The following is a 26,118-nucleotide window of genomic DNA, read 5'->3' as shown; positions in this document are numbered from 1 at the left end:
TGATCCAATCATTCCCAGCATTGCGGGACCTGGGCCCCGGCTTTCGCCGGGGATACGGATGGGGTGTGAAGCAAGGATGGGCTTGACCCATCGCCTCTCCCTGGCCGAAGCAAGTTCCATGATCTCCGTCGTCCTGATCGCCTCCGAAGACCTTGCCGGCCTGGCCGCCCAGCTGGCCATGCTGGTGCCCGCCGCCGTGGACGGTTTGGTCAAGGAGGTGGTGTTGGTCGGAGACGGTCACCCCGGCGTCGAGGCCCTTGCGGAGGATAGTGGCGCGCGGCTGGTCACGGCCTCTGGCGAAGTCGCGACGCGGCTGACCGCGGGCGTTGCGGTCGCACGCGGCGACTGGATCCTCACTTTGCGCGCCGACCCCGTCCTGCGCGAAGGCTGGCGCGAGCCTGTCGAAAAACATCTGGCCGGTGGGGCGGGCGCGGCTGCGGTCCTGACAGCGCCTGGCCCATTCTTCGACAAACTGTTCCCGCGCCTTCATGGGGTGCTGGCGAGGCGCTTGGATTGGCCGGCGTCCGGCGGCGACGAGAAGGCGGTAGCTCGGGCGCTGAGGGCGAAGCGGCTGGGCTATTAGGCGGCTCAGCACTGGCTCCCACCTGACTTCGCTGTCAGCGAAGTCTGTCCGCCCCCAAGCAGGGCGGACAAGTCTCGTCCCCCTTTGGGCGAAGGGGGGACAGCGCCGCCTTTACCGCGTCGCCAGCAGCTGTTCGATCGACAGCGGGGTCTGAACCTGCGGGTCCAGGCGGAAGTCCACCGTCCGCGCGCCGCTGGCCACCGCGTCCAGGGTCTTGGTTTCCGCGCCCATCAGACGGCGATAGGTCCAGTAGCTGGCCATCACCTTCTCGACGTAGTTGCGGGTTTCCTGAGCGGGCAGGCTCTCGATCAGCAGCAGGCTGTCGCAGTCGGCGCCCAGCTGGGCTTCCAGCTTTTTCAGCGTGCCCGGACCGCCATTGTAGGCCGCCACGGCGCGCAGCATGTCGTTGCTCTGCAAGCCACGGTCCATCAGCCAGGTGAAGTAGTCCTGGCCGACGCGGAGGTTGAAGGCGGGGTCCAGCAGCGGGGTCTGGTCGGTCAGCAGCTTGTCGTCGCCGGCCGCGCGGGCCGCGGCTGTCGGCATGACCTGCATCAGGCCCACGGCGCCGGCGTTGGACATGGCCGAGGGGTCGAAGCGGCTTTCCTGGCGCACCAGGGCGTAGACCAGGGCCTTGTCGATGGTGAAGCCGCCGATCGGCTCCAGCGGGGGCAGGGGATAGTCCTCACCGCCGACGCGGCGGATCGGCCGGCCGCCGTTCAGCGGGGCGTTGGCGTTCAGGGCCAGGGCCAGGGTCGTCCAGTCGGCGCGCAGGGTTTCATTGCCGGCAAGCGACAGGCCGGCGCGCAGCTCAAGGCCGGCCTCGCGCCAGCGGCCCACCTGGGCCAGGGCGGCGGCGCGGCGGGCGCGCGGGTCGACCTTCATCAACGCCGTCAGGCTGCTGGTGTCAGGACCGCTGTAGGACGCCTTGGTCAGCAGGGCGGCGATCGGATCTTCCAGGTCGTCGGCGGGGGAGACGCCGGTCAGCGCCAGCTGCCGCGAGGCGATCATGCCGTAGAAGGTGTGCGGGGCGTGCGCGGCTTGGACCAGCAGCGAACGGGCCTGGCCTTCCTGGCCCGCCTGGCTGGCGGTGCGGGCGGCCCAGAAGGCGCCGGCGGCGCGCAACCACTCATCCTCGTGCTGATCGCCGGCGACCTGTTCGAAGAAGCGCTGGGCCTTGGCCGTATCGCCCAGGCGGAAGGCCGATAGGCCGGCGATCCAGCGATCGCCGCCGGCGACGGCCAGCGGCAAGGCCTTGGCGACGTCGCCAGAATAATAGGCTTCGCGGGCGGCGCGGCCCTTGTCGGCGGGAGGCGGGCCCTTGTCGGCCGTGATGAACAGGGCCGGGACCGGCGGGGCGAGGGCGCGCTTGCCACCGGGTTTGCGCTTGACGGCCAGGCCGTAGATGCGGTCTGCGCCGGCCTCGTCGCCGTAGCGCTTCAGCCAGCTGGTCAGGTCGTCATAGCTGGCCGAGTACAGCGACGGGTGCATCAGCTTGGCGAAGGACAGTCGGCCGGCCAGGCTGCGGTCGCGAGCGTTGGCCAGGGCCGCCTCGGCGGCGTCGAAGTCACCGCGATCGGTGGCGGCGAAGGCGGCGCGGTAATAGCGGATGTCGTCCTGCGACAGCGGGTCGAGCACGCCAGCAGAGGCGAGCGACGTCGTCGCGCACAGCAAGGCGGCCGAAAGACCGGCCAGAGATCGAGCCCAAAGCTTCAAAGAAGTGATCCGCGCTCCCCCGCAGGCGCACGTCCCCCGTTCCGACTGGTGGAGGAAGTTTTAATGCGGGCGGTCCGGGCGATCAAGTCGCTCGGTCAGAGTCAGCAGATCCTGCCAGGCCTTCTTCTTCTGGGCGGGGGTGCGCAGCAGGAAGGCCGGGTGCAGGGTCGGCATGGCCGGCAACTCGGTCGCCTTGTCCTCGGAGGTCCATTCGAACCAGCGGCCGCGCATCGAGAGAATGCCTTCCTCGCGCTTCAGCATCGCCTTCGCAGAAGCGCCGCCGGCCAGCAGCAGCATCTTGGGCTTCACCAGGGCGATGGCGCGCTCGACGAAGGGGGCGCAGACGGCCTGCTCCTGCGGCGTCGGCGTGCGATTGCCGGGCGGACGCCAGAAGACGGTGTTGGTGATGAAGACGCGGTCTTCCAGGCCGGCGGCCTTGATCATGCGGTCCAGCAGCTTGCCGGCCCGGCCGACGAACGGCGCGCCTTGAGCGTCCTCGTCGGCGCCGGGGCCTTCGCCGATGATCATCAGCGGAGCGTTTGGAGCGCCGCGCGAGAACACCGCCTGCTTGGCCCCTTGCGTCTTCAGCGGGCAACCGTCGAAGGCGGCGATGGCGGCGGCCAGGCTTTCGAGGTCGTTGCAGGCCGCCGCGGCGGCCCGGGCCGTGGCGACGGCCGAACCGACGTCGGGGCCCCGCACGGCCGTGGGGCGGGCGATCGGGATCGGCGGCGGGGCCGGCTGGCTCCTGGCGCGCAGCATGGCTGCGCCCTCGGCCAGGCGGTCGATCGGCGCGTCGGCGTACAGGGCCTCGACGCCCGCATCGGCCCAGAAGGCCAGCAGGCTTTCGACGGCGCGTTGATCGACGGCGAGGCTCATGAGACCGTCTTAGCCTGTAATGCCGCGGGCCTCCACGCTGCGACGCAGCAAAAAAGCGAGATCAAATGCTTGACCGCCCACACGTCACGTTCCGATAAGCTGTGATTCAAACAGTCATAAGAGGGGCGGCCGAGCCCCACCGGGAGACCTTATGAGCGAAGACCTCGAACGCGAGTCGATGGAGTACGACGTCGTCATCGTCGGCGGCGGTCCCGCGGGACTCTCGGCCGCGATCCGGCTCAAACAGATGGCGGAGAAGAACGGGACCGAGATCTCGGTGGCCCTGCTGGAAAAGGGCTCTGAAGTCGGGGCGCACATCCTGTCGGGCGCGGTTATCGATCCCAAGGGCCTGGCCGAGCTGTTCCCGAACTGGAAAGAGCTGGGCGCGCCGCTGGAGACGCCGGTCACCAAGGACCGCTTCAAGCTGCTGGGTCCGCAGGGCGAACTGTCCCTGCCGATGTTCGCCATGCCGCCGTTCATGCACAATCACGGCTGCTACATCGCCTCGCTGGCCAACCTGACCCGCTGGCTGGCTGGCAAGGCCGAAGAGCTGGGCGTCGAGATCTATCCGGGCTTCGCAGCCTCCGACCTCGTCTGGAACGACGACGGCTCGGTGAAGGGCGTCGTGGTCGGCGTCGTCGGCATCGGCAAGGACGGCCATCACAAGCCCGACTTCCAGCCGGGCATGGAGCTGCACGGCAAGTACGTGTTCATCGCCGAGGGCGTGCGGGGCTCGCTGGCCAAGCAACTGATCGCCAAGTTCAAGCTGGACGACGGCAAGTCGCCCCAGAAGTACGGCATCGGCATCAAGGAGCTGTGGCAGGTTCCGCCCGAGCAGCACCAGCCGGGCCTGGCCGAGCACACCACCGGCTGGCCGCTGGACAACCAGACCGGCGGCGGCAGCTTCATGTATCACTTCGGGGATAACTACGTGGCCATCGGCTACGTCGTACACCTGAACTACAAGAACCCGTGGATCTCGCCGTTCGACGAGTTCCAGCGCTTCAAGCAGCATCCGGGCGTGAAGCCTTATCTGGAAGGCGGCAAGCGCATCGCCTACGGCGCGCGGGCTATCACCGAGGGCGGCTATCAGTCGGTGCCGAAGCTGACCTTCCCGGGCGGCGTGCTGATCGGCTGCTCGGCCGGCTTCGTCAACGTCCCGCGCATCAAGGGCAGCCATAACGCCGTCAAGACCGGCATGATGGCCGCCGAGGCCGCCTATGCCGCTGTCCAGGCCGGCCGGACCAGCGACGAGCTGACCGCCTACCAGACGGTCTACGACAACTCGTGGGTGGCCAAGGAGCTGAAGGTCGTCCGTAACGCCAAGCCGATGCTGGGCAAGTTCGGCACGGCCCTGGGCGGCGCGGTCAGCATGTTCGACATGTGGTGTACGCACCTGTTCGGCGGCTTCTCGTTCTTCGGCACGATGAAGCACGAGAAGACCGACGCGGCCTCGACGGGGCTGGCCAAGGACTTCAAGCCGATCGTCTACCCCAAGCCGGATGGCGTGATCAGCTTCGACAAGCTGAGCTCGGTGTTCCTGTCGGCCACCAACCACGAGGAAGACCAGCCGGCCCACCTGAAGCTGAAGGACCCGTCGATCCCGATCGCGGTCAACCTGCCCAAGTACGGCGAGCCGGCGCGTCTCTACTGCCCGGCCGGCGTCTACGAGGTGCTCTACAACGAGCAGGGCCAGGACCCGCGCTTCCAGATCAACGCCCAGAACTGCGTCCACTGCAAAACCTGCGACATCAAGGATCCGTCGCAGAATATCGTCTGGACCACGCCGGAAGGCGGCGGCGGGCCGAACTACCCGAACATGTAGAAACGACAGAGCCTCCCGGTCCGAACCGGGAGGCTTTTTCTTGCGGACGGCGGCGAAACCTCGGAGGGTGGCCGGATGCGTATCAAAGTCCTCCTCGCCTGCGTTTCGCTTACCGCTCTGGCCGCCTGCGCGTCGACGCCGCCCAGCCACGTGACGGTGCGGGGGCCGATGAGCATCAACTCGCCGCTGTTCGGCGCGCGCAGCTCGTACGGTCAGTTCCTGGCGGGCCAGGCGGCGCTGCGCGATGGCCGCTCGTCCGAGGCGGCGGGCTATTTCGGCACGGCGGCCGTGCTGGGCGAGGACCCGGGCATCATCGGCGAGCGCTCGTTCACGGCGCTGCTGCTGGCCGGCGACATCACCCGCGCCGCGGCGGCTGCGCCGGTCGGCGAGGACTCTACCGAGGGCGTCAAGCGCCTGGGCGTTCTGACCCGGGTCGTGGAGTCGCTGGCCGTCGGCAAGGGCAAGGATGCGCAACTTCTCCTGACGACCCAGCCGCTGGGCTTCCCGCACCAGCAGGTCGCGGCGCTGCTCGGTCCCTGGACGGCGGCCGCCGCCGGGGACAAGGAGGGCGCGATCGTCCTGCCGACCCTGCGCAACGACAAGCTGGTGCAGTATTTCGGCCAACAGGGTCAGGCGCGGCTGTTCGAGCGCGCCAAACGCTATGACGAGGCCGAGACCGACTACAAGGCCCTGACTTCCAACGTCGCCACGGCCAGCATCTTCACCCTGGACTACGGTGCGTTCCTGGAGCGCCGCAAGCGCCATGACGACGCCGTCGCGCTGTACGACACGGCCCTGCGGGCTGCGCCCGGCGACGCCGGTCTGGTTCGCGCGCGGGCGCGCGCCGCGTCCAAGGGTGCGCCGCCGCCGATGCCGACACTCCGTCAGGGCGCGGCCGAAGGGCTGGTGGCTTGCGCCGCCGCCTTCGCCGGCGAGCGCCAGGTGCAGTTCGCCCTGGCCTATCTGCGCCTGGCCCTGCGCCTGGACCCGGCTCGCGACGAGGCCTGGGTGCTGATCGGCGACCTTCTGAACCAGAGCCAGGATCCGCGCGGCGCCATCGAGGCCTATGCCCATGTCCCGCAGAGCTCGCCGCAGTATGTCTCGGCCCAGAGCAAGTCGGCCTGGGCGTGGAACGACGCGGGCGACAAGGCCAAGGCGCTGGAGGTGGCGCGCGCCGCCGCGACGGCCGCGCCCAACGACCGCGAAGCTCAGGTGGCGCTGGCCGACTTGCTGCGGGCCGGCAGCCAGTGGAGCGAGTCCGTCGCCGTTCTGGACCCGGTGATCGCTCGTGACGGCGAGAATGCCGACTGGCGTCTGCTGTACCTGCGCGCGGCGGCTCTGGAACAGGCTGATCGCTGGCCCGAAGCCGAACGCGACCTGCAAGCGGCGCTGAAGATCAATCCGACCGAGCCCGAGCTGTTGAACTTCCTGGGCTACAGCTGGATCGACCGCGGCGAGAACCTGGCCCAGGCCCTGGGCATGGTCCAGAAGGCCGTGGCCGCCCGTCCGACATCGGGGGCCATGCTCGACTCCCTGGGGTGGGCCTATTACCGCCTGGGCGACTACAAGACCGCCGTGGAAAAGCTGGAAGCCGCCGTCGAGATGGAGCCGGGCGATCCGGACGTGAACGGTCACCTGGGCGACGCCTACTGGAAGGCCGGTCGCAAGATCGAGGCCGAGTTCCAGTGGCGACGGGTGCTGACCCTGGAGCCGGACGACAAGCAGAAGGCCGACTCCGAGGCCAAGCTGAAGAATGGCCTGGGTCCGACCGGCCCGGCGGCCTCGAAGTCGACCGCGGCGCGCAACTGAGCTATCGGCTCGGCAAGCGTCTTATCTCGAGTAGTCCCGCATGCGGTTGTCCGCCTTCGCCCCCGCCAAGGTCAATCTGTTCCTGCACGTGGGCGGGCCGGACGCCGAAGGCTATCACCCGATCTCCAGCCTGATGGTGTTCGCCGATGTCGGCGACGAGGTCGTGATCCAACCTGCCGATGCGCCGGACTTCGAGACCGTGGGGCCTTTCGGCGGCGAGATTCCGACGGGTGGCGACAACCTCGTGGTTCGCGCCGCGCGCGCCTTCCACGCCAAGCTCGGCGGGCCGATCCCGCCGTACCGGCTGATCCTCGACAAGCGTTTGCCAATCGCGGCGGGCCTGGGGGGCGGCTCCAGCGACGCGGGCGCGGCCCTGAAGCTGTTGCGTGACGCTCTCGCGCCCAATCTCACTGACGATGATCTTGAACCGCTGGCCGCCAGCCTGGGCGCCGATGGCGCGGCCTGTCTGCGCGCCACGGCCCTGATGGCCGAGGGGCGAGGGGAGGTGCTCTCGCCTGCGCCGCGCCTGCCGGTGCTGCACGCCGTGCTGGTCAACCCGGGCGCGCCGTCGCCGACCGGCGCGGTCTATCGCGCCTATGACGCGGCTGTACATCCGGAGGGGGCTGAGCGCCCGGCGATCCCGGACGAACTGGAGACCGCCGAGGAGGCCGCGGCCTGGCTGGCCATCGCCACCCGCAACGATCTCGAAGCGCCGGCCGTAGCCTTGGAGCCGCTGATCGGTCAGGCTCTGGACGTTCTTCGCGGCGAGCCCGAAAGCCTGATGGTGCGGATGTCCGGCTCGGGCGCGACCTGCTTTGCGCTGTGCGCCGGCGATATCGAGGCCGAGAGCCTGGCTGAGCGTATCGAGGCCATGCGGCCGGAATGGTGGGTGCGGCGCTGCCGCCTGAGCTAGGAGCTAGAGATGAAGCGCCGTGACCTTCTCGCCGCCTTGGGGAGTCTCGCCGCCGCGCCGGCCGCCGCCCAGACACTGAAGCTGGCTCCTGCGCCGATCGTGCCCGGGGCGGGCGACGTGCTGGTCAATGTGCAGACCAGCCTGGGCGTCATCACCATCGCTCTCAAGGTGCGTCAGGCGCCGATCACCACGGCCAACTTCCTGCGCTATGTGGACGAGAAGCGCTACGACGGCGCGACCTTCTTCCGGGCGTCCAAGTCGCCGGGATCGGTGGACTACGGCCTGATCCAGGGCGGGTTGCAGGGCGACCCGGCCAAGGTGCTGCCGCCGATCGCTCACGAGCCGACCTCGCAAACGGGCCTGCGCCATGTCGACGGCACGGTGTCGATCGCCCGCATGGAGCCGGGCAGTGCGACCTCGGACTTCTTCATCTGCATAGGCGAAGCGCCGTATCTGGACGCCAATCCCGCGGCGGAGGGCGACAACACCGGCTTTGCCGCTTTCGGCCAGGTCGTCGCGGGCATGGATCTGGTCCACAAGATCCTGAACCTGCCGACGCCCGGCGTGGCCATCAACCCGGTGATGAAGGGCCAGATCCTGGATCCGCCGGTGCCGATCGTCAGCGCCCGCCGGATCTGATCCAAAAAGAAAGGGCGCGGAGGTTTCCCTCCGCGCCCTTCGCCTTTCGGCTCACGCCAGCCTTAGCTGTGGTAGGCGCGTTCGCCGTGTTCCGAGATGTCCAGGCCTTCTTCTTCGGCTTCCGGCGCGGCGCGCAGGCCGATCACCAGCTTGATGACGAAGAAGACGATGGCCGAGGCGACCAGCGACCAGACGATGGTGACGCCCACGCCCTTCAGTTGGGCGATGACCTGAGCGACCATGTCGTACGTGGCGTTGTCGCAGGTCGAGAAGTCGCCGTCCTTGCCGCAGCTGGTGTAGTCGACGATGCCAGCGCCGCCCCAGGCGGGGTTGACGACCAGGCCGGTGCCGATGGCGCCGACGATGCCGCCGATGCCGTGGATGCCGAAAGCGTCCAGGCTGTCGTCGTACTTGAAGGCGTTCTTGATCGTCGAGCAGAAGACGATGCAGATCGGCGAGACGACCAGGCCCAGGATCACGGCGCCCATCGGGCCCGAGAAGCCGGCGGCCGGGGTGATGGCCACGAGGCCGGCGACGATGCCCGAAGCCAGGCCAAGGGCCGACGGCTTCTTGCGGGTGATCCACTCCACGACGATCCACGACAGGCCGGCGGCCGCGGTGGCGACGAAGGTGTTGATCATGGCCAGCGAGGCGTAGCCGTTCGATTCCAGGTTCGAGCCGGCGTTGAAGCCGAACCAGCCCACCCACAGCAGGCCAGCGCCCACCAGGGTCAGGGTCAGCGAGTGCGGGGGCATCGGCTCCTTGCCGTAGCCTTGGCGCTTGCCCAGGATCAGGGCGCCGACCAGGGCGGCGATACCGGCATTGATGTGAACCACGGTGCCGCCGGCGAAGTCGAGGGCGCCGAAGCTCCAGATCAGGCCGGACTTGACCGGGGCGTCAGGCGCCAGGGCGATCGCGTCCGGACCCGGCCACCACCAGACCATGTGGGCCATCGGGTAGTACGACAGCAGCGGCCACAGGAAGGCGAAGGCGACGATGGCCGAGAACTTCATGCGCTCGACCAGCGAACCGACCACGAGAGCGGCGGTGATGGCCGCGAAGGTCGACTGGAAGGCGATGAAGGTGAACTCGGGGATCACGACGCCGGTGGAGAACGTCGCGACGTTGCTGGCCGGGGTCACGTCCTTCAGGAACAGACGGCCCAGGCCGCCCACGAAGGTGTCCCAGCTGCCGCCGTCCGAGAACGCGAAGCTGTAGCCCCACAGGACCCAGGTCACGAAGCTGATCAGGGCGACGGTCGAGACCTGCATCATGACCGACAGCATGTTCTTGGAGCGGACCAGGCCGCCGTAGAACAGCGCCAGGCCCGGCAGGATCATCAGCAGGACCAGCATCGCGGAGGTCAGCATCCACGCGTTGTCGCCCTTGTCGTTCTTGTCGACGATGGCGGGCGCGGGGGCCTCGGCAGGGGCCGGCGCGGCGGCCGGAGCGGGCGCAGCCTCGGCGGGCGCGGCGGTGGCGGCGGCCGGGGCGGGCGCGGCCTCCTGGGCGAAGGCGACAGCGCCCATCGGGGCCCCCGCCAAGGTCGCGGCGAGCATCAGCCCGGCCAGCGGTTTAAACGTGAGTTTCATCGTCGGTATCCCCTTTTCCCGATGCTTACAGTGCGGCCGAGCCGGTTTCGCCGGTACGGATGCGGACGGATTCTTCGACGTTCAGGACGAAGATCTTGCCGTCGCCGATCTTGCCGGTGGCGGCGGCGGCCTTGATGGCCTCGACCGCCTTGGCGGCGGACGCATCGTCCACGACCGCTTCAAGCTTCACTTTCGGCACGAAGTTCACCTGGTACTCCGCACCGCGATAGATCTCGGTCTGGCCCTTCTGGCGGCCGTAGCCCTTCACTTCCGAAACCGTCAGGCCTTCGACGCCGGCGGCGACGAGCGCTTCGCGCACCTCATCCAGCTTGAAGGGTTTGACGACCGCTACGATCAGTTTCATCCGCCTTGCTCCACCCCGCGTACGCTGCGGGCTTGTTGGCTTGGTTGTGGAAGCGAAAGACCGCCCCCGGTGTGATCACCGCCGACGCCGCTTTCACGGCGCCGTTTCCCCGGCAGGGCCACGCTATCGGCGACGGTTCCGTGACGGGGCGTGTGGACAAGGTTTCGGAAACGAATTGGGCGTGGCGCCTAAAATTTGAGCCGCGAGGCCCGTGAGTGCGTCAAAAAACGGCGATCTCACTCAACGGGAGCGCTCTGGTTTGCGTAGGGGGTCTTGTCCTAGGTTGGCGGAATCCCCACGGCCTCGCTTGGAGCCCTGACATGCCGCCGCTCGTCTTGAAGATCGCGCCTTGGGCGCTGCTGGTGGCGTCGAACATCTTCATGACCTTCGCCTGGTACGGCCACCTGAAGAACAAAAGCCTGGCGCTGCCGGTCGCGATCTTGTCCAGCTGGCTGATCGCCCTGCCGGAATACATGCTGGCCGTGCCGGCCAATCGCATCGGCAGCGGTATGTATTCCACAGCTCAGTTGAAAGTAGGCCAGGAGGTCATAACCCTGCTGGTCTTCATCCTGTTTTCGTATTTTTATCTGGGCGAAGCGATCAAGTGGTCGACGATTGCGGGGTTCGGTCTGATCGTTGCCGGCGTGGCCGTCGTCTTCTATTTTCGGTGAAGCTTTTAGTGATCACGTGCCCGTGATCACGGAACCGAGTCCCCTGTCCGAGCGTAAACGGCTCGAACCGAAAGGAACTCGACCATGAACACCACGCGTCTCCTGACCGCGGCCGCCGCCATCGCTCTGCTGGCCGGCGCCGCTCAAGCCCAGACCGCCGCCGCACCGGCCGCTCCGGCTCCGGCCGCGGCTTCGCCGGTCGTCGCCAAGGGTGACCTGATCGACACCGCCACCGCCTCGGGCCAGTTCACGACCTTCCTGAAGGCGGTTTCGGCAGTGAACCTGACCAGCGTCCTGAAGACCAACCAGAACTTGACCGTCTTCGCCCCGACCGACGCAGCCTTTGCGGCCCTGCCGGCCGGCGAGCTGGACAAGCTGATGCTGCCGGAAAACGGCCCGCTGCTGCAGAAGGTCCTGACCTACCACGTGATCAACGCCAAGGTGGACTCCACCAAGATCAAGGGCAGCAAGGGCGAGGTGAAGAGCGTCGAGGGCTCGCCGCTGCTGCTGGACGGTAGCGGGACCACGCCGATGGTCGACGGCGCCACCATCACCCAGACGGACGTCATGGCCAGCAACGGCGTGCTGCACGTCGTCGACAAGGTCCTGATGCCTAAGGATCTGCCGGGCCAGCAGGCCGCGGTTTCGGCGACGGACGCTGGCGCCACCATGGACGTCGCCGCCAACGAGCAGGTCGCCCCTGCGGCGCCGACTCAAGCCGCGCCGAGCACGATGGACGCTATGCCGGCTGACCAGGCCGCTCCGGCCGCCGCCAGCGACATGGCCGCCGATCCGGCCGCTTCGCCGACCGCCACCTCGGCCCCGAGCGCCGGCGTGAACACCTCGGGCGTCGTGCCGGTCTCGTCGCAATCGCCCGAAGCCCAGGCCAGCCTCAAGGCCGGCGACGCCAACGTCGTGTCCAACCCGCCGGTCGCCGACACCACGGCCAACCGCGCCAAGTACGGCAAGCCGGACTCCAACGCCGGCAAGCGCACGACGCCGAAGGGCAACTAAGGCCTTATCGCCTTAGGACATCGCTTGAAGCAGCAGTCGGCGGGCCCTATGGTCCGCCGACTTTTTTCTAGGCCTGCTTCGGTATATGTCGCGCGAAAAACCCAAGTCCTTCCAGAGCCTGATCCTGACGCTCCATGACTATTGGAGCCGGCAGGGCTGTGTGATCCTGCAGCCGCACGACGTGGAGGTGGGGGCAGGGACCCTGCACCCGGCCACGGTGCTGCGCGCGCTCGGCCCCAAGGCCTGGAACGCGGCCTATGTGCAGCCCTCGCGCCGTCCGGGCGACGGCCGCTATGGCGAGAACCCTAACCGGCTGCAGCACTATTACCAGTATCAGGTGATCCTGAAGCCGAACCCCGAGAACATGCAGGACCTGTATCTGGGCTCGCTGGACGCGATCGGCCTCGATTTGCGCACCCACGACATCCGCTTCGTCGAGGACGACTGGGAAAACCCGACCGTCGGGGCCTGGGGCCTGGGCTGGGAAGTCTGGTGCGACGGCATGGAGGTGTCGCAGTACACCTACTTCCAGCAGGTGGGCGGCCTGGACGTCTCGCCGGTAGCCGGTGAGCTGACCTACGGCCTGGAACGCCTGGCCATGTACGTGTTCGGCGTCGACAACGTCTACGACCTGCCGTTCAACGACCCGGACTCGCCGCTGGGCGCCAAGACCTATGGCGACGTGTTCCTGGAGAACGAGCGCCAGCAGTCGGAAGCCAATTTCAACGTCTATGACGTGGCGACCCTGAAGCGCCAGTTCGAAGACATGGAGATCCAGGTCCCGCGCATTCTGGCCGAGAGCTACCAGGGCAAGGCCCTGGTGCTGCCCGCCTACGACCTGGTCCTCAAGGCCAGCCACCTCTTCAACCTGATGAACGCCCGGGGCGCGATCGCCGTCGCCGAGCGCGCCAGCTACATCGGCCGCATCCGCGACCTTTGCAAACTGTGCGCGCAAGCGTGGGTCGATCAGCAGGAAGCCGCGTAAGTTACGATGCCCCAACTTCTTCTCGAACTGTTCTCCGAAGAGATTCCGGCCCGCATGCAGGCCCAGGCCGCCAAGGACCTGGAGCGTATGGCGCGCGAGCACCTGGCCGCCGCCGGCTTCCTGCCCGAGGCCCTGAAGACCTTCGCCGGCCCCCGCCGCCTAACCCTGGTGGCCGAAGGCCTGCCGCTGGCCCAGGCCGACCGCAAGGAAGAACTCAAAGGCCCGCGCGTCGGCGCCCCGCCGCAAGCCATGGAAGGCTTCCTGCGCAAGGCGGGCCTGACCCAGGACCAGCTGGTCGAGCGCGACGGCGTCTACATGGCCTTCATCGAGAAGAAGGGTCGCCCGACGCCGGAGATCGTCGCCGAGATGGTCGAGGCCATCGTCCGCGGCTTCCCCTGGCCCAAGTCGATGATCTGGGGAACCAAGAGGCTGCGCTGGGTGCGGCCGCTGAAGCGGATCCTGTGCGTGCTGGACCGCGAGGTCGTGCCGTTCGCCATCGAGGGCATCGAGAGCGGCGACATCACCGAGGGCCACCGCTTCATGGGCGACGCCCAACCCTTCGTGGCCAAGGACTTCGACGAGTACGCGGCGGGCCTGGAAGCCCACTTCGTCGTGCTCGACGTCGAGGAGCGCAAGGAACGCATCCTCGAAGGCTGCAAGACCCTGTGCTTCGCCCGCCACCTGGAGCTGGTCGAGGACGAGGGCCTGCTGCAGGAAGTCGCCGGCCTCGCCGAATGGCCGACCCCGGTGCTGGGCGACATGGACCCGGTGTTCCTCAGCCTGCCGCCCGAGGTCATCCGCACCTCGATGCGCACGCACCAGAAGTACTTCGCCGTCCGCAAGGCCGGTGAGGAGGGCCTGGCCCCGCACTTCATCACCATCGCCAACATCCAGGCGGCCGACGGCGGCGCGGTGATCGCGGCCGGCAACGCCAAGGTGCTGTCCTCGCGCCTGTCCGACGCCCGCTTCTTCTGGGACGAAGACGTCAAGGTCGGCTTCGAGGCCTGGCTGAAGAAGCTGGACGGCGTGACCTTCCACGCCAAGCTCGGCACCATGGCCCAGCGCGTCGAGCGCATCGTCGCCCTGGCCGGCGAAATCGCCCCGCTGGTCGGCGCGGATGTCGCCAAGACGAAAGAAGCCGCGCGCCTGGCCAAGGCCGACCTGACCTCGCAGATGGTCGGCGAGTTCCCCGAGCTGCAAGGCGTCATGGGCGGCTACTACGCCCGCGCTTTCGGCCTGAACGGCGAGATCGCCGACGCCGTGCGCGACCACTACAAGCCGCAGGGGCCCTCGGACGCTGTACCGACCGCGCCGGTCAGCATCGCTGTGGCCTTAGCGGACAAGCTCGACACCCTGGTCGGCTTCTTCGCCATCGACGAGAAGCCGACGGGCTCGAAGGACCCCTATGCGCTGCGCCGCGCGGCGCTGGGCGTGATCCGGATCATCCTCGAGAACAACCTGCGTCTGTCGCTGTCCAAGTTCGGCAAGGACGACCTGATCGCCTTCTTCGCTGACCGCCTGAAGGTCACCCTGCGCGACCAGGGCAAGCGTCACGACCTCGTCGACGCCGTGTTCGCCCTGGGCGATGACGATCTGGCGCGCATCGTCGCGCGGGTCGAGGCCCTGGACGGCTTCCTGAAGACCGACGACGGCAAGACCCTGATGGCCGGCTACAAGCGCGCCTCCAACATCCTCAAGGCCGAGGAGAAGAAGGGGGCTCTGCCGGTTGGCGCGCCTGAAGAACCGGCGGCCGACAGCGATGCGGAGGTGGGCCTCTACAACGCCCTGCGCCTGCTGGATAAGCCGCTGAAGGACGCCCTGGCCAAGGAAGACTTCACCGGCGCCATGACCCAGCTGGCCGAGCTGCGCGGCCCGGTCGACGCCTATCTGGACGGCGTCTTCGTCAACGAGCCCGAGCACCGCGACAATCGCCTCAAGACCCTGGCCGCCGTCCGCGACGCCATGGGGCAGGTGGCGGATTTCGGGTTGATCGGCGGGTAAGCCTTTTCCGTTTCCCCGGCGAAGGCCGGGGCCCAGATCCATCCGAAACGTCAGCCGTGAATGCAAAGAGCGCCGCGCGAAGCCGCACGGCGCTCTTGATTTGATCTGGGCCCCGGCTTTCGCCGGGGAAACGGATCAGGTTAAGCCACTGCCGCGTCGAACTCGGCCTTCCAGTCGGCGAAGCGTTCGCGGTCGTCCTGGTCCCACGGGTGGAAGCCGGGGCGGTACCAGGCCAGATAGGTCTTCCAGCCGCGGCGGAAGAGGCCCGGGTCGCCCCAGACGAACCGATTCACCGCCTTCAGCGCCGCTTCCGGCGTGTAGCCGTCGGCTTCCAGCAGCTTCGCGGCGTAGCGGCTGATATTGCGGGTGAACATGATCGTCACTAGCGCCATCGCCCGACAGCGGATGAAGTAGCGCTTGGCTGGCGACCAGTCCTTGGTCACCTCCAGGAAGACGTCATAGGCCACGGCCTTGTGCTCGGTCTCCTCCATGGCGTGCCAGCGCCACAGCTGCTCGACGCCGGCCGGGGTCTGGTCGAACAGGTCGCGGTGGCGGGCATGCATCTCGGCCATCATCGCCGTGAAGTGCTCCAGGGCGATGGTCGAGATCAGCATCGCCATCTTGCCGCGTTCGCGGGCCATCTTCACCCGGCCGCGAACCATCTCCTCGATCTCGGCGACGGGGTAGCGATCGCGATCGATCAGGCTGTTCAGCTGATGGTGCTCGCGCGAGTGGATGGCCTCCTGGGCGATGAAGCCCTTGGCGTCCTCCAGCAGCTTGCCGCTCAGCAGGTGGCGGTAGTTCTTGACCGCGTCCATGAACAATCGCTCGCCATCGGGGAAGGTCAGGGACAGGGCGTTGAACACCGCCGTGCCGACGGGATCGCCGCCCAGCCAGTGGCCCTTCTGGGCGTCGGCGAAGTCGAAGCGGATGTCGCGCGGGGCGACGTGGAGATCGGTGGGCGTGGTCTGTGTCATGGCGTTCTGGGCTCCGCCGGTTTAGGGCTCTGGGAGCCCGTCCTTGGGCCAAGGTGAGTTGTACTGACAAAAATGTCAATAGAGGCGCCCGCACCTAAGACCACCCGTGTTCGCCGCACGCCCGAGGCCGCGCGCGAGAACATCCTGGCCGCCGCCGAGGCGCTGCTGGTCAGCCAGGGGCCGCAGGCGATCAAGCTGGCCGACGTGGCCAAGGCTGCAGGCGTGGTCCATGCCAACGTCATCCACCACTTCGGCTCGATCGCCGGGGTTGAGACGGCGCTGATGGAGCGGATGATCCGCCAACTGGCCGAGAAGGTGCTGACAGCCCTGGACCGCGACGACGCGGTGCTGGGCGTCGGCGCTCAGGCCCTGTTCGACGCCTTCGAGGCCAAGGGCGCGGCGCGGCTGGCCGCCTGGCTGGAACTCACGGGCGAGGGGGCGCGCATGACCCTGGTGCGCGAGGTGGTCGAGGCGATCATCGACACGCGCGTGGCCCGCGACACCGGCGTCGATCGCGAGGCGGCGGTCGACTTCGTGATGCTGAACATCATCCTGGCCGTCGGCGTGGGCCTGTTCGGTCCGACGCTCAGCGCGCTGCTGGGCCGTCCCTCCGAGCGGCCGCGCGAGCTGGCGCTAGAGCTGATTGAAGGCCGGCTGAGCGCGAGCCAGCAAGGCGGGTAGAACCTTGTCGGTCAGCAGCGGAGCCAGGCGCAGGTCGCCTGGCGCGGCGGGGTCGATCCAGGCCAACTCCTCGATCTCGGCCTGGGCGGCGATGTCGCCCTCGACCGTGGCGAGATAGGTCGCCGACTGCACCGAAAAGCCGGCCTCGTTGGCGGCCGGGGCCGAGAAGTGGTCCAGCAGCTGCGCGCTGATCAGCCTGCAGCCCAGCTCTTCCTCCAGTTCGCGGGCGAGGGTGGCCAGATCGCTCTCGCCGCCGTCGCGCTTGCCGCCAGGCTTCATGAAGGTGGTCGTGCCGCGCTTGCGGACCAGCAGCATGCGGCCGTCCGCATCAAGGATCACGGCGGTGACGATGTCGAGGACGCGGTTCATGCGGCCAAGATAGTCCGAGTCTCTAGTTCTCGACCGCAGCCAGGATGTGCTCAGCCAGCAGCTTCTCGGAGATCGCGTGCGGCTGGCGGACGCCGAAATTGGTGGTGGTGATCACAGCCACCAGGTCGAGGTCGGGGACGATGGCGACCTTCTGGCCGCCCGACCCGCTCATCACCCAGGCCTTGTGACCCGCGAAGGTCTGCAGCCAGATCAGGTAGCCATAGTCTGTCTCTGGCTTGGCGTTGGCGTGCGGCGTGACTGAGGCCTTCACGAAGTCGGCGGGCAGGACCTGCTGGCCCTCCCACTGACCGTTGTTGAGGTAGAGCTGGCCGAGCTTCAGCAGGTCGCGGCTGCGCAGGCCCAGACCGCCGCCGCCCATAGCCAGGCCCGTCGGCGACGTCTGCCACTTGGGGTTCTCGATGCCGAGCGGCTTGAACAGCACCGCGTCGGCGAACGCGGGCAGGGGCTGCTTGACTGCGTTCTGGACCGCCTGACCCAGGGTCACGACCCCGGCGGTGCAGTAGCTGAAGCTACGGCCGTAGGGCGAGGCCTCGGGACGTGGGCTCCAGTCGGGGAAACCGCGCACCGGCAGGTCGAGATAGAAGCCGACCCAGTCCTCGATCAGGTACATCCGCTCCTCGTTGCCGCGCGAGTACTGGTTGTCGTCGTCGCACTCGGCGATCGAGCTCATGGTCAGCAGGTCCTCGACCGTGACCTTGTCCTTGCGCGGATCGGGATTGGCGGCCGGCGGAAGGCCCTTCAGATAGGGCTTGATCTGCGCCTGGACGTTGGGAATGGCGCCGCGCCCGATGGCGGCCCCGGCCAGCATGGCGGTGACGGTCTTGGTCGTGGAGCGGGTGTTGCGGCGGGTTTCCGCGTCGCCGTCGTAATAGGCCTCGAACACCAGCTTGCCGTGGCGCGAGACCATGACGCTGGTGATCTGCTGGAACTGGCCGGCCTTGATGGCGGCGGACATGGCCTCGAGCTTGGCGGTCGAGACGCCATCCGCAGCATGGGTGGTCATCGGGGCGAGGGCCAGGGCGGCGGCGAACGCGAGAACTTTCAACGGTGCGGCTCCGAAAACGATGTTCGCCGTCTAGGCCGCTTCGAACGCCTCGTCTTGGACGGTTGAAACATGACGTCGTCCGCAAAGCCGCGCGAACTCGCCGGGCGTGACGCCATAGGCCTTCAGGAATTGGCGATTGAGGTGGCTCTGGTCGCAGAAGCCCGAGACCAGGGCGATCTCGCCGATCGGGTCGCGGCCGCGCATCAGCAGATCGGCGGCGCGTTCCAGCCGGCGGGTGCGCAGGCGATCGCCGGGCGCGGCGCCCAGCCAGCGGCGATAGCCGCGCGCCAGGTGGACCGGATGCACCCCGGCGACGCGAGCCAGGTCCGCCACGCCGATCGGCTGGTCGAAGGCGTCGGCCAGATAGGTCTCGGCCTCGTCCAGCCAGGAGGGGCGCTTGTCGCTGTCGGGCGCCGGCGTCAGGGCCTGGGCGGCCAGTTCCAGGCTCAGGCCCTCCAGCGACAGCGCCTCGTTGTCACGGGCCAGCAGCGACCGGGTCAAGCGCAAGGCGGCCCGTCGGGCGGCGGGACCCGTCAGCCGCAGGGCGTCGATCGCCGCGCCTTGTCCGGCGTTGGCCAGGGCCCGCCAGTCGGCGGCCTCGAAGCTGACGGCCAGGAAATAGCCGCCGACGTCGACGAAGCGGTCGCGATGGACGACGCCAGGCGGGTTGTAGACCAGCACCGGGCCCTCGGTTTCAGGGCCGGCGGCGGTGGTGATGTAACGGCCGTGGGTGGCCAGCACGAAGTGGGCGTCGTCGTGACTGTGCTCGTCGACGTGTTCGGCGCGCTTGGTGGCTTCCAGGTGGGCCAGGCGTACGCCGGTCAGGCGGCGCTCGACGGTGGGCGCGCCGTAGAACCGGCCTTGGCTGAAGGCGGTCCTCGGCGCGGCCATATCAGCCCAGCTGCTCGGCGGCCCAGGGGGCAAAATAGGTGATGATGCCCGCCGCGCCGGCGCGCTTGAACGCGGTCAGGCTTTCCAGCACGGCGCGGTCGTGGTCGATCCAGCCGTTCTGGGCGGCGGCCTTGATCATCGCGTACTCGCCCGACACCTGGAAGGCGTAGGTCGGCATGCGGAACTCGTCGACCAGGCGGCGCAGGATGTCGAGATAGGGCATGCCCGGCTTGACCATGACCATGTCGGCGCCTTCGGCGATGTCGAGCGCGACCTCGCGGATGGCCTCCTCGGTGTTGGCCGGGTCCATCTGGTAGGTCTTCTTGTCGCCCTGGCCGGCCGAGAGCTTCGCTGAGCCGATGGCGTCGCGGTACGGGCCGTAGAAGGCCGAGGCGTACTTGGCGGCGTAGGACATGATCATCACGTCTTGGAAGTTTGCACCTTCCAGCGCGGCGCGCAGCTTGCCGATGCGGCCGTCCATCATGTCGGACGGTGCCAGGATGTCGGCGCCGGCTTCCGCTTGCATGATGCCCTGTTCGATCAGGCGCTCGATGGTCGGGTCGTTGAGGATCTTGCCGCCCTCGACCACGCCGTCGTGGCCGTGGTCAGTGAAGGGGTCCAGCGCCACGTCGCACATGATGCCGACCTCGGGGGCGGCGTCCTTCATAGCCTTGACGGCGCGGGGGATGACGCCGTCCGGATCGGCGGCGATCGAGCCGGTCGCGTCTTTCCGCGAACCGTCGATGTGCGGGAAGATGGCGATGGCGGGGATGCCCAGGTCGCGGGCGCGAACGGCGGCCTTTGCGGCTTCCTTGACGCTCAGGCGCTCGACGCCCGGCATCGAGGTCACGGGGATCACGCCTTCGCCCTCATGCACCACCATCGACCAGATAAGGTCGGACGGTCGGACCTCGGTCTCGCGGACGAGGCGGCGGGTCCAGTCGGCCTGGCGCACGCGACGCAGGCGGCTGGCGGGATAGGGGGCGAGAGGCGGCGTGGTCATGGCGTTGATTTGAACCGCGCCGCTGCACGAGGCAAGTCCGCGAGACCCTTAAGAGGGCTCAGGAATAGCGGAAGGCCGGGTCGTCCAGGTCGATGGCGGGGAAGACTTCCTTCTCGGTCCAATAGTCCTGGGTGTGACGCCATTCCGGTTTGGTCCCGGCCCGCGGCAGCAGGTGCATGTTGCGCAGCAGGTAGTTGGGATTGAAGTCCTCGGCGTCGATCCAGTCGCCGATCGGCATGTCCGTATCCTCGGGGCGCAGGGCGACCTCGACCTGGCGGGCGCCCTTGTCATCCATGTGCTTCAGGAGGCGGCAGACGAAGTCGCCGATCATGTCGGCCCGCAGCGTCCAGCTGGCCCGGAAATAGCCGAACACCCAGATGAGGTTGGGCAGGCCGGTGAACATCATGCCGCGATAGGTGACGGTCTTGGAGAAGTCGAGCGGCTGGCCATCGACCGCGAAGGCGATGTCGCCCAGCACTGACAGGTCAAAGCCCGTGGCCGTGACGATGATATCGGCCTCCAGAATCTCGCCCGACTTCAAAAGCAAGCCGGTCTCGGTGAAGCGCTCGATCTCGTCGGTGACGACGTGGACCTTGCCCGAAGCCACGCCCTGGAAGAGGTCGCCATCCGGCACGAAGGCGATCCGCTGGCGCCAGGGCCGATAGCGTGGCGTGAAGTGCTTGGCGATGTCGTAGTCAGGACCCAGGAACGCCTTCACGCCCTCCAGCAGTTCGGCCGTGACGACCTCGGGCTCCTCGACCGAGCGGCGGGTAAACTCGTGCTGGTCGAACAGGGCCTTGCGGCGGACGATCTCGTGGATCCAGGTCTCGTCGATTTGCAGCTGGCGCAGAGTGTCGGCCAGCTCGTTCTCGTTGCGGCCGGGGACGAAATAGGTCGGCGAACGCTGCAGCAGGGTGACCTGGGCGCTGTCGCCCGCGATGGCGGGCGCCAGGGTGGCGGCCGTTGCGCCCGAGCCGATGACCACGACTCTCTTGCCCTTGTAGTCGAGGTCGGCGGGCCAGGTTTGCGGATGGACGACCTTGCCCTTGTAGGTCTCCATGCCCGGCCACTCCGGCGTGTAGCCCACCGCGTGGCGATAATAGCCCTGGCACATCCAGAGGAAATTGGTCGTGTAGCGCTCGACGCCGTCGGGGCCGGTGACCTCCAGAGTCCACAACTTGTCCTGCGATGACCAATTGGCGGCGCTGATGCGGCGGCGATAGCGGATGCGTTCGGCTAGATCGTTCTCGGCGATCACCTCGCCCATATAGGCCAGGATCTCAGCGGCCGTGGCGATCGGCGGGCCGACCCAGGGCTTGAAGCGATAGCCGAAGGTGTAGAGGTCGCTGTCGGAGCGCACGCCCGGATAGGTGTGGGTCAGCCAGGTGCCGCCGAAGCCCTCCAGCGCCTCCAGGACGGTGAAGCTTGTCTGCGGTCTCTGTGTGGCCAGGTGATAGGCCGCGCCGACGCCGGAAATGCCCGCGCCCACGACGATGACGTCGAAATGCTGGATCGCCGCGTCGCGCGCGGTCTTGGGAAGCGTCGCCGCCTCGCTCATGCCGTTCCTCCCGTGCTGGCCTTGCGGCCGCATTGAGTTCCCGGCGTCTCTGTGGGACGCCTAGGTTATCAACGTACACTTAGAGGGTGGCGCGCCGCTTGATCGGGATCAAGCGGCGATTTCGATGTCGTAGGGGAAGGAGGGTTTAGGGCGCGGCGCGCGAAGCCAGCACCGACGGGCCGTCGATGCGGGTCCACAGCTGGCTCTTGCACAGGAAGTTACCCAGGACGCAGCCCTTGGCGCGCATGGTCTTGGTGTCGACGATGTCGGCCGAGCCGATCAGCGTGACCTTCAGGGTCGGAACCCAGACGCGGCCCTTGAGGGTGCCATTGTTCTGGGCTTCAAAGTCACGCAGCAGCTGCTTGCCGATCAGGGTGTCCGTGCCGGACTTGCGCGCATCGGCCTCGGCCTTGGCGCTGGCCCACACGACGACGCCACAGGTCGAAGGACCGCAGTCCTTGATCTCCAGGTGGACGCTGTTCTTCGGATTGCGCCAGACGCCATAGCTGCGCGAGATGTCGCCGCCGGCATAGGCCGGAGCGGAGACCGCGATCATTCCGAAGGCCGCCACGAGAGCCGCCAGAGCAAGTTTTGCGAAACGCATAGTCGTTGATGCAGTTTATTGTTGTTGAGAACGCTCAGACTCGAAGATCGCCATTTGGAGCGAAGAGCGCTGGTTATCAAGGGGGTGTGGCGTCACAGACGATACACACCGTGTAACGGAGGATTTCAGGTCACACCTTCCGAACGCGGAGGGAAACCTGTGGCGCGCCCTGAAATCAGCCCGCGGCCTGATTGACACCCGCCCGCCAGCGCGGCACGTCAGCGGCAAGAAGGTGAGGGCGGTTCTGCCCCGAACGGGAGGAAGTGCGCATGGATTTCGCGCTGAACGAAGACCAGGTCGCGATCCAGGACGCTGCTCGCGCGTTCGCCGAGGGACAGCTTGCCCCGCATTCTGCCGACTGGGACGAGCGCAAGCACTTCCCCGTCGACGTTCTACGTCAAGCCGCGGCGCTGGGTTTCGCCGGCATTTACGTCAATGAGGAGGTCGGCGGCAGCGGCCTCACGCGCCTGGACGCCTCGATCATCTTCGAGGCGTTGAGCTACGGCGACGTGCCGACGGCTGCTTATCTGACCATCCACAACATGGCCTCGTGGATGATCGATCGCTTCGGCTCGGACGACCTGCGCCAGCGCTACCTGCCGCGTCTGACGACCATGGAGCTGATCGCCAGCTACTGCCTGACCGAACCGGGCTCGGGCTCGGATGCGGCCAACATGCGCACGACCGCCAAGCTCGATGGCGACCACTATGTGCTGAATGGCGGCAAGGCCTTCATCTCGGGCGGCGGGGTTTCGGATCTCTATGTCGTCATGGCGCGCACGGGCGGCGAGGGCGCAAAGGGCGTCTCGGCGTTCGTGATCGAGAAGGGGTCCGAAGGGCTCAGCTTCGGCGCCAATGAGCGCAAGATGGGCTGGAACGCTCAGCCCACCGCCCAGGTCAATTTCGACAACTGCCGCGTTCCTGTCGCCAATCGCATCGGTGAGGAGGGCGAAGGTTTCCGCTTCGCCATGATGGGCCTGGACGGTGGGCGGCTGAACATCGCCTCGTGCTCGCTGGGCGGCGCGCAGTTCGCGCTCGACACCGCCAAAACCTATCTGGAAACCCGCAATCAGTTTGGTCGGCCGCTGAAGGACTTCCAGGCCTTGCAGTTCAAGCTGGCCGATATGGCCACCGAGCTGGAAGCCGCCCGCCTGATGGTGCGTCGCGCAGCCCACGCGCTGGACAACAAGCACCCCGAGGCCACCAAGCTGTGCGCCATGGCCAAACGGTTCGCGACCGACGCCGGCTTCCAGGTGGCCAATGACGCCTTGCAGCTGCACGGCGGCTACGGCTACCTCCAGGACTATCCGCTCGAGCGCATTGTACGCGACCTGCGGGTGCACCAGATCCTGGAAGGGACCAACGAGATCATGCGAGTCATCATCGCCCGCGAGCTGTTCCGCCAATGAGCGTCGGATGATCTATCTCTGCCGCCACGGCCAGACCTTCCACAATCGCGAAGGCCGCCTGCAGGGCCAGACCGAGTCCGACCTGACCCCGCTGGGCCGCGCCCAGGCGGCAGCGATGGGCGAGCTTCTGGCTTCGCTGATCGAGGATCCAGCCGAATGGCGCATCGTCGCCAGCCCGCTGCGTCGGGCTCGCAACACGGCCGAGGCGATCGGGGCGGCCCTATCGCTGCCGGTGGCGTTCGACGACCGCCTGCTGGAGATCAATGTCGGCGACTGGTCGGGCCGTTTGCGCGATGAGGTTCGGGCCGAGACGCCCGCGCTGCTGGACGATCCGGACTGGGCGTTCCGCGCGCCCGGCGGCGAGACCTATGACGACATCATGGTCCGCGTGTCGGCCTGGCTGGCCGAACAGGCGCCCGAGCCCGAGCGCAAGCTGATCGTCGTCAGCCACGGTATCGCCGGCCGCCTGCTGCGCGGCGCCTATGGCGGCCTGACGCGAGCCGAGGTCATGGCCCAGGACGTGCCGCAGGACGCTATCTTCCGCCTGCACGCCGGCCAGATGCAGCGCCTGGCCTGCGCGCCCGTCACCGAACCCGTCTAGGATCGACATGACCGACGAACCCGAAGTCCTGATCCGCGTCGAGAAGAACGTCGGCCGCATCACGTTGAACCGCCCCAAGGCCCTGCACGCTCTGACGCTGGGGATGTGCGAGACCATGATCGGCGCGCTGCTGGACTGGCAGGAGGACCCCGAGATCTACATGGTCCTGATCGACCATGCGGGCGAGCGGGGCTTTTGCGCCGGCGGCGACATCCGCATGCTGGCCGAAAGCGGGGCCAAGGACGGCGTCGAGGCGCGCCGCTTCTTCCATACCGAGTACCAGCTGAACCACCTGCTGTTCACCTACGACACCCCTGTGGTGGCGGTGATGGATGGCGTGGTGATGGGCGGTGGCGTCGGCATTTCCATGCCCGCGCACATCCGCATCGCCACCGAGCGCACGACCTACGCCATGCCCGAGACCGGTATCGGCCTGTTTCCCGATGTGGGCGGCGGCTGGTACCTGCCGCGCTTGCCGGGCAAGGCGGGGCTGTGGCTGGCCCTGACCGGCGCGCGCATCAAGGGCGCAGACTGCATGCGCCTGGGGATCGCAACCCACTTCGTGGAATTCGGCGCCGTCGAGGGCTTGAAGAAGGCGATCATCGCCGATCCGCGTCGCATCGAAGACACCCTGAAGAAGTATCGCGCCGACGCCGGCAAGGCCGCGCTGCTGGGCTTCGAGCAGGATCTCAATCGCCTGTTCGTCGGCGAGAGCGTCGAGGAGATCTTCGAGTTCCTGACGCTGGACTCCAGCGATTGGGGCAAGGCCCAGCTGGAGGTCATGAAGACCAAGTCGCCGCAGACGCTGAAGGTCGCCTTCGAGCAGTTGAAGCGTGGCGCGGCCATGACCGACTTCGCCGACAACATGGTCATGGAGTACCGGATCGGCTCGCGGGTGGTGCGCAAGCACGACTTCATCGAGGGCGTCCGCGCCGTGATCGTCGATAAGGACCATGCGCCCCGTTGGGAGCCGGCGACCCTGGAGGAGGTCACCGACGCCATGCTGGACGAGATTTTCGCCCCGCTTCCCCGCGGCGAGGAATGGAGACCGCTGACGTAGCGAGTGGTCTAGGCTAACGTGGCCACAACCAAGAACACTTGTCGGTTCGGAAGGATTGCCATGCGTAAGCCGCTTCTCAGTCTCGTCGCCGTGCTAGGCCTAGCCGCCTGCGCCACGCAGCCGATGCTGGGTCCGCCGCCCCCGCCGCCGCCGTCGGGCCCGGTCGCTGCGGCGATTCCCCCGAACGTCGCCGCCGCGCTCAGCGATCCGTCGCGTCCGGCCGCCGACATGGTGCGCGACGCCGATCGCCATCCGGGCCAGCTGCTGGCCTTTGCCGGGGTGCGTCCCGGCGGCAAGGTCGCCGACCTGATCCCGGGCGCGGGCTATTTCACCCGCATCTTCGCCAAGGCCGTCGGCCCGCGCGGGACCGTCTACGCCTATGTGCCGGACGAGCTGACCAAGCTGGCCAAGCGCGAGCCGGCGGTGAACGCCATCGCCCGTGACCCCGAATATTCCAATGTGAAGGTGATCCTGAACACGCTTCCGAACTTCTCGGCCCCCGAGAAGTTGGATCTGGTGTTCACGGCCCAGAACTATCACGACATGCACGACAAGTTCATGGGCCCGGCCGATTTGTCGGTCGTGAACCGGCAGGTGTTCAAGGCCCTGAAGCCGGGCGGCGTCTACCTGATCATCGACCACGCGGCCGAGCCGGGCACGGGCCTTCGCCACACCGAGGACCTGCACCGCATCGACGCAGCCACGGTTCGGGCCGAGGTCACTGCCGCCGGCTTCGTGTTCGAGGGCGAAAGCCGCGTGCTGCGCTCGACCGCGGACAACCGCAAGACCAACGTCTTTGATCCTTCGATCCGCGGCAAGACCGACCAGTTCGTCTACAAGTTCCGCAAGCCCGCCTCGGCGCGGTAAGTGAAAAGCCTAGATTAAACAACGATAAGGACCGCGCCCATGAGGCG

The 26,118-nt window shown here is 67.5% G+C and carries 25 protein-coding genes; 14 read left to right on the top strand and 11 right to left on the bottom strand.

Annotated features, from left to right (window positions below):
* The first annotated feature begins 118 nt into the window (after nucleotides 1-118).
* On the top strand, nucleotides 119-583 hold the full coding sequence (locus E1H18_RS06405; protein ID WP_172264940.1) for a cell wall biosynthesis glycosyltransferase: 465 nt from the start codon (nucleotides 119-121) through the stop codon (nucleotides 581-583).
* A 111-nt stretch (nucleotides 584-694) separates the two neighbouring features.
* Here the strand turns inward: E1H18_RS06405 and E1H18_RS06400 are convergent, their stop codons facing one another.
* Together E1H18_RS06400 and E1H18_RS06395 are read right to left on the bottom strand one after the other, a co-directional pair.
* A complete protein-coding gene (locus tag E1H18_RS06400) occupies nucleotides 695-2,296 on the bottom strand; it encodes a lytic transglycosylase domain-containing protein (protein WP_172264937.1) in 1,602 nt (533 codons plus the stop codon).
* A gap of 60 nt (nucleotides 2,297-2,356) precedes the next feature.
* Complete coding sequence (locus E1H18_RS06395; RefSeq protein WP_172264934.1) at nucleotides 2,357-3,172, bottom strand: uracil-DNA glycosylase; 816 nt, start codon at nucleotides 3,170-3,172, stop codon at nucleotides 2,357-2,359.
* Nucleotides 3,173-3,323: 151 nt separating this feature from the next.
* On the opposite strand from E1H18_RS06395, the gene E1H18_RS06390 reads away from it, so the two are divergent.
* The 4 genes from E1H18_RS06390 (at nucleotide 3,324) to E1H18_RS06375 (ending at nucleotide 8,358) form a co-directional block, all read left to right on the top strand.
* The gene (locus tag E1H18_RS06390) at nucleotides 3,324-4,997 is read left to right on the top strand and encodes an electron transfer flavoprotein-ubiquinone oxidoreductase (RefSeq protein ID WP_172264931.1); all 1,674 of its coding nucleotides are present in this window, start codon (nucleotides 3,324-3,326) and stop codon (nucleotides 4,995-4,997) included.
* A gap of 75 nt (nucleotides 4,998-5,072) precedes the next feature.
* Complete coding sequence (locus E1H18_RS06385) at nucleotides 5,073-6,806, top strand: lipopolysaccharide assembly protein LapB (protein WP_172264927.1); 1,734 nt, start codon at nucleotides 5,073-5,075, stop codon at nucleotides 6,804-6,806.
* 40 nt (nucleotides 6,807-6,846) lie between these two features.
* Complete coding sequence (locus E1H18_RS06380; protein ID WP_172264924.1) at nucleotides 6,847-7,719, top strand: 4-(cytidine 5'-diphospho)-2-C-methyl-D-erythritol kinase; 873 nt, start codon at nucleotides 6,847-6,849, stop codon at nucleotides 7,717-7,719.
* Nucleotides 7,720-7,728: 9 nt separating this feature from the next.
* A complete protein-coding gene (locus E1H18_RS06375) occupies nucleotides 7,729-8,358 on the top strand; it encodes a peptidylprolyl isomerase (protein ID WP_172264921.1) in 630 nt (209 codons plus the stop codon).
* A 62-nt stretch (nucleotides 8,359-8,420) separates the two neighbouring features.
* Here E1H18_RS06375 and E1H18_RS06370 read toward each other — a convergent pair whose 3' ends face one another.
* Together E1H18_RS06370 and E1H18_RS06365 are read right to left on the bottom strand one after the other, a co-directional pair.
* A complete protein-coding gene (locus E1H18_RS06370) occupies nucleotides 8,421-9,950 on the bottom strand; it encodes an ammonium transporter (RefSeq protein WP_172264918.1) in 1,530 nt (509 codons plus the stop codon).
* Nucleotides 9,951-9,975: 25 nt separating this feature from the next.
* Nucleotides 9,976-10,314, bottom strand: a complete 339-nt coding sequence (locus E1H18_RS06365; protein WP_172264915.1) for a P-II family nitrogen regulator — start codon at nucleotides 10,312-10,314, stop codon at nucleotides 9,976-9,978.
* A gap of 320 nt (nucleotides 10,315-10,634) precedes the next feature.
* Between E1H18_RS06365 and E1H18_RS06360 the strand changes: the two genes are divergently transcribed.
* The 4 genes from E1H18_RS06360 to glyS all read left to right on the top strand — a co-directional run bounded on the left by E1H18_RS06360 (nucleotide 10,635) and on the right by glyS (nucleotide 14,985).
* Nucleotides 10,635-10,985: a DMT family protein gene (locus E1H18_RS06360; RefSeq protein WP_172264912.1), complete on the top strand. Its 351-nt coding sequence runs from the start codon at nucleotides 10,635-10,637 to the stop codon at nucleotides 10,983-10,985.
* 84 nt (nucleotides 10,986-11,069) lie between these two features.
* Nucleotides 11,070-11,999, top strand: coding sequence for a fasciclin domain-containing protein (locus E1H18_RS26475; RefSeq protein WP_206679030.1), 930 nt, complete (start codon nucleotides 11,070-11,072; stop codon nucleotides 11,997-11,999).
* 85 nt (nucleotides 12,000-12,084) lie between these two features.
* Complete coding sequence (locus E1H18_RS06350) at nucleotides 12,085-12,984, top strand: glycine--tRNA ligase subunit alpha (RefSeq protein ID WP_172264909.1); 900 nt, start codon at nucleotides 12,085-12,087, stop codon at nucleotides 12,982-12,984.
* Nucleotides 12,985-12,990: 6 nt separating this feature from the next.
* Nucleotides 12,991-14,985 (top strand): glycine--tRNA ligase subunit beta, encoded by a 1,995-nt coding sequence (gene glyS, locus E1H18_RS06345; RefSeq protein ID WP_172264906.1) that lies wholly within the window; start codon nucleotides 12,991-12,993, stop codon nucleotides 14,983-14,985.
* Nucleotides 14,986-15,125: 140 nt separating this feature from the next.
* On the opposite strand, the gene E1H18_RS06340 is transcribed toward glyS, so the two are convergent.
* Entirely contained in the window at nucleotides 15,126-15,962 is an 837-nt protein-coding gene (locus E1H18_RS06340) for a metal-dependent hydrolase (RefSeq protein ID WP_172264903.1), read from the bottom strand.
* A 72-nt stretch (nucleotides 15,963-16,034) separates the two neighbouring features.
* Between E1H18_RS06340 and E1H18_RS06335 the strand changes: the two genes are divergently transcribed.
* A complete protein-coding gene (locus E1H18_RS06335; RefSeq protein WP_172264900.1) occupies nucleotides 16,035-16,643 on the top strand; it encodes a TetR/AcrR family transcriptional regulator in 609 nt (202 codons plus the stop codon).
* Here the strand turns inward: E1H18_RS06335 and E1H18_RS06330 are convergent.
* The 6 genes from E1H18_RS06330 to E1H18_RS06305 all read right to left on the bottom strand — a co-directional run bounded on the left by E1H18_RS06330 (nucleotide 16,596) and on the right by E1H18_RS06305 (nucleotide 22,134).
* On the bottom strand, nucleotides 16,596-17,012 hold the full coding sequence (locus E1H18_RS06330; RefSeq protein WP_172264897.1) for an NUDIX domain-containing protein: 417 nt from the start codon (nucleotides 17,010-17,012) through the stop codon (nucleotides 16,596-16,598). The genes E1H18_RS06335 and E1H18_RS06330 overlap by 48 nt on opposite strands.
* Nucleotides 17,013-17,034: 22 nt before the next feature.
* Entirely contained in the window at nucleotides 17,035-18,078 is a 1,044-nt protein-coding gene (locus tag E1H18_RS06325) for a serine hydrolase (protein WP_241735907.1), read from the bottom strand.
* Between the two features lie 30 nt (nucleotides 18,079-18,108).
* Nucleotides 18,109-18,969 (bottom strand): AraC family transcriptional regulator, encoded by an 861-nt coding sequence (locus tag E1H18_RS06320; protein ID WP_172264894.1) that lies wholly within the window; start codon nucleotides 18,967-18,969, stop codon nucleotides 18,109-18,111.
* A 1-nt stretch (nucleotide 18,970) separates the two neighbouring features.
* Nucleotides 18,971-19,972, bottom strand: a complete 1,002-nt coding sequence (gene hemB, locus E1H18_RS06315) for a porphobilinogen synthase (RefSeq protein WP_172264891.1) — start codon at nucleotides 19,970-19,972, stop codon at nucleotides 18,971-18,973.
* Between the two features lie 58 nt (nucleotides 19,973-20,030).
* Nucleotides 20,031-21,530, bottom strand: a complete 1,500-nt coding sequence (locus E1H18_RS06310) for an NAD(P)/FAD-dependent oxidoreductase (protein ID WP_172264888.1) — start codon at nucleotides 21,528-21,530, stop codon at nucleotides 20,031-20,033.
* 145 nt (nucleotides 21,531-21,675) lie between these two features.
* On the bottom strand, nucleotides 21,676-22,134 hold the full coding sequence (locus E1H18_RS06305) for a DUF2147 domain-containing protein (protein WP_172264885.1): 459 nt from the start codon (nucleotides 22,132-22,134) through the stop codon (nucleotides 21,676-21,678).
* A 263-nt stretch (nucleotides 22,135-22,397) separates the two neighbouring features.
* Here E1H18_RS06305 and E1H18_RS06300 point away from each other — a divergent pair, with 263 nt between their 5' ends.
* Genes E1H18_RS06300 through E1H18_RS06285 form a run of 4 tightly spaced genes read left to right on the top strand, consistent with a single transcriptional unit; the run spans nucleotide 22,398 to nucleotide 26,071 of the window.
* Complete coding sequence (locus E1H18_RS06300) at nucleotides 22,398-23,543, top strand: acyl-CoA dehydrogenase family protein (RefSeq protein WP_172264882.1); 1,146 nt, start codon at nucleotides 22,398-22,400, stop codon at nucleotides 23,541-23,543.
* Nucleotides 23,544-23,550: 7 nt separating this feature from the next.
* On the top strand, nucleotides 23,551-24,144 hold the full coding sequence (locus tag E1H18_RS06295; RefSeq protein WP_172264879.1) for a histidine phosphatase family protein: 594 nt from the start codon (nucleotides 23,551-23,553) through the stop codon (nucleotides 24,142-24,144).
* 7 nt (nucleotides 24,145-24,151) lie between these two features.
* Nucleotides 24,152-25,204: an enoyl-CoA hydratase/isomerase family protein gene (locus E1H18_RS06290; RefSeq protein WP_172264876.1), complete on the top strand. Its 1,053-nt coding sequence runs from the start codon at nucleotides 24,152-24,154 to the stop codon at nucleotides 25,202-25,204.
* Nucleotides 25,205-25,264: 60 nt separating this feature from the next.
* Complete coding sequence (locus tag E1H18_RS06285; RefSeq protein ID WP_172264873.1) at nucleotides 25,265-26,071, top strand: class I SAM-dependent methyltransferase; 807 nt, start codon at nucleotides 25,265-25,267, stop codon at nucleotides 26,069-26,071.
* The last annotated feature ends 47 nt before the right edge of the window (nucleotides 26,072-26,118 follow it).

It is taken from the genome of Caulobacter sp. RHG1 (assembly GCF_013181195.1).
Classification (GTDB): Bacteria; Pseudomonadota; Alphaproteobacteria; order Caulobacterales; family Caulobacteraceae; genus Caulobacter.
The sequence above is the reverse complement of the archived record's forward strand: the minus strand, read 5'-3'. Positions and strand labels throughout refer to the sequence as shown.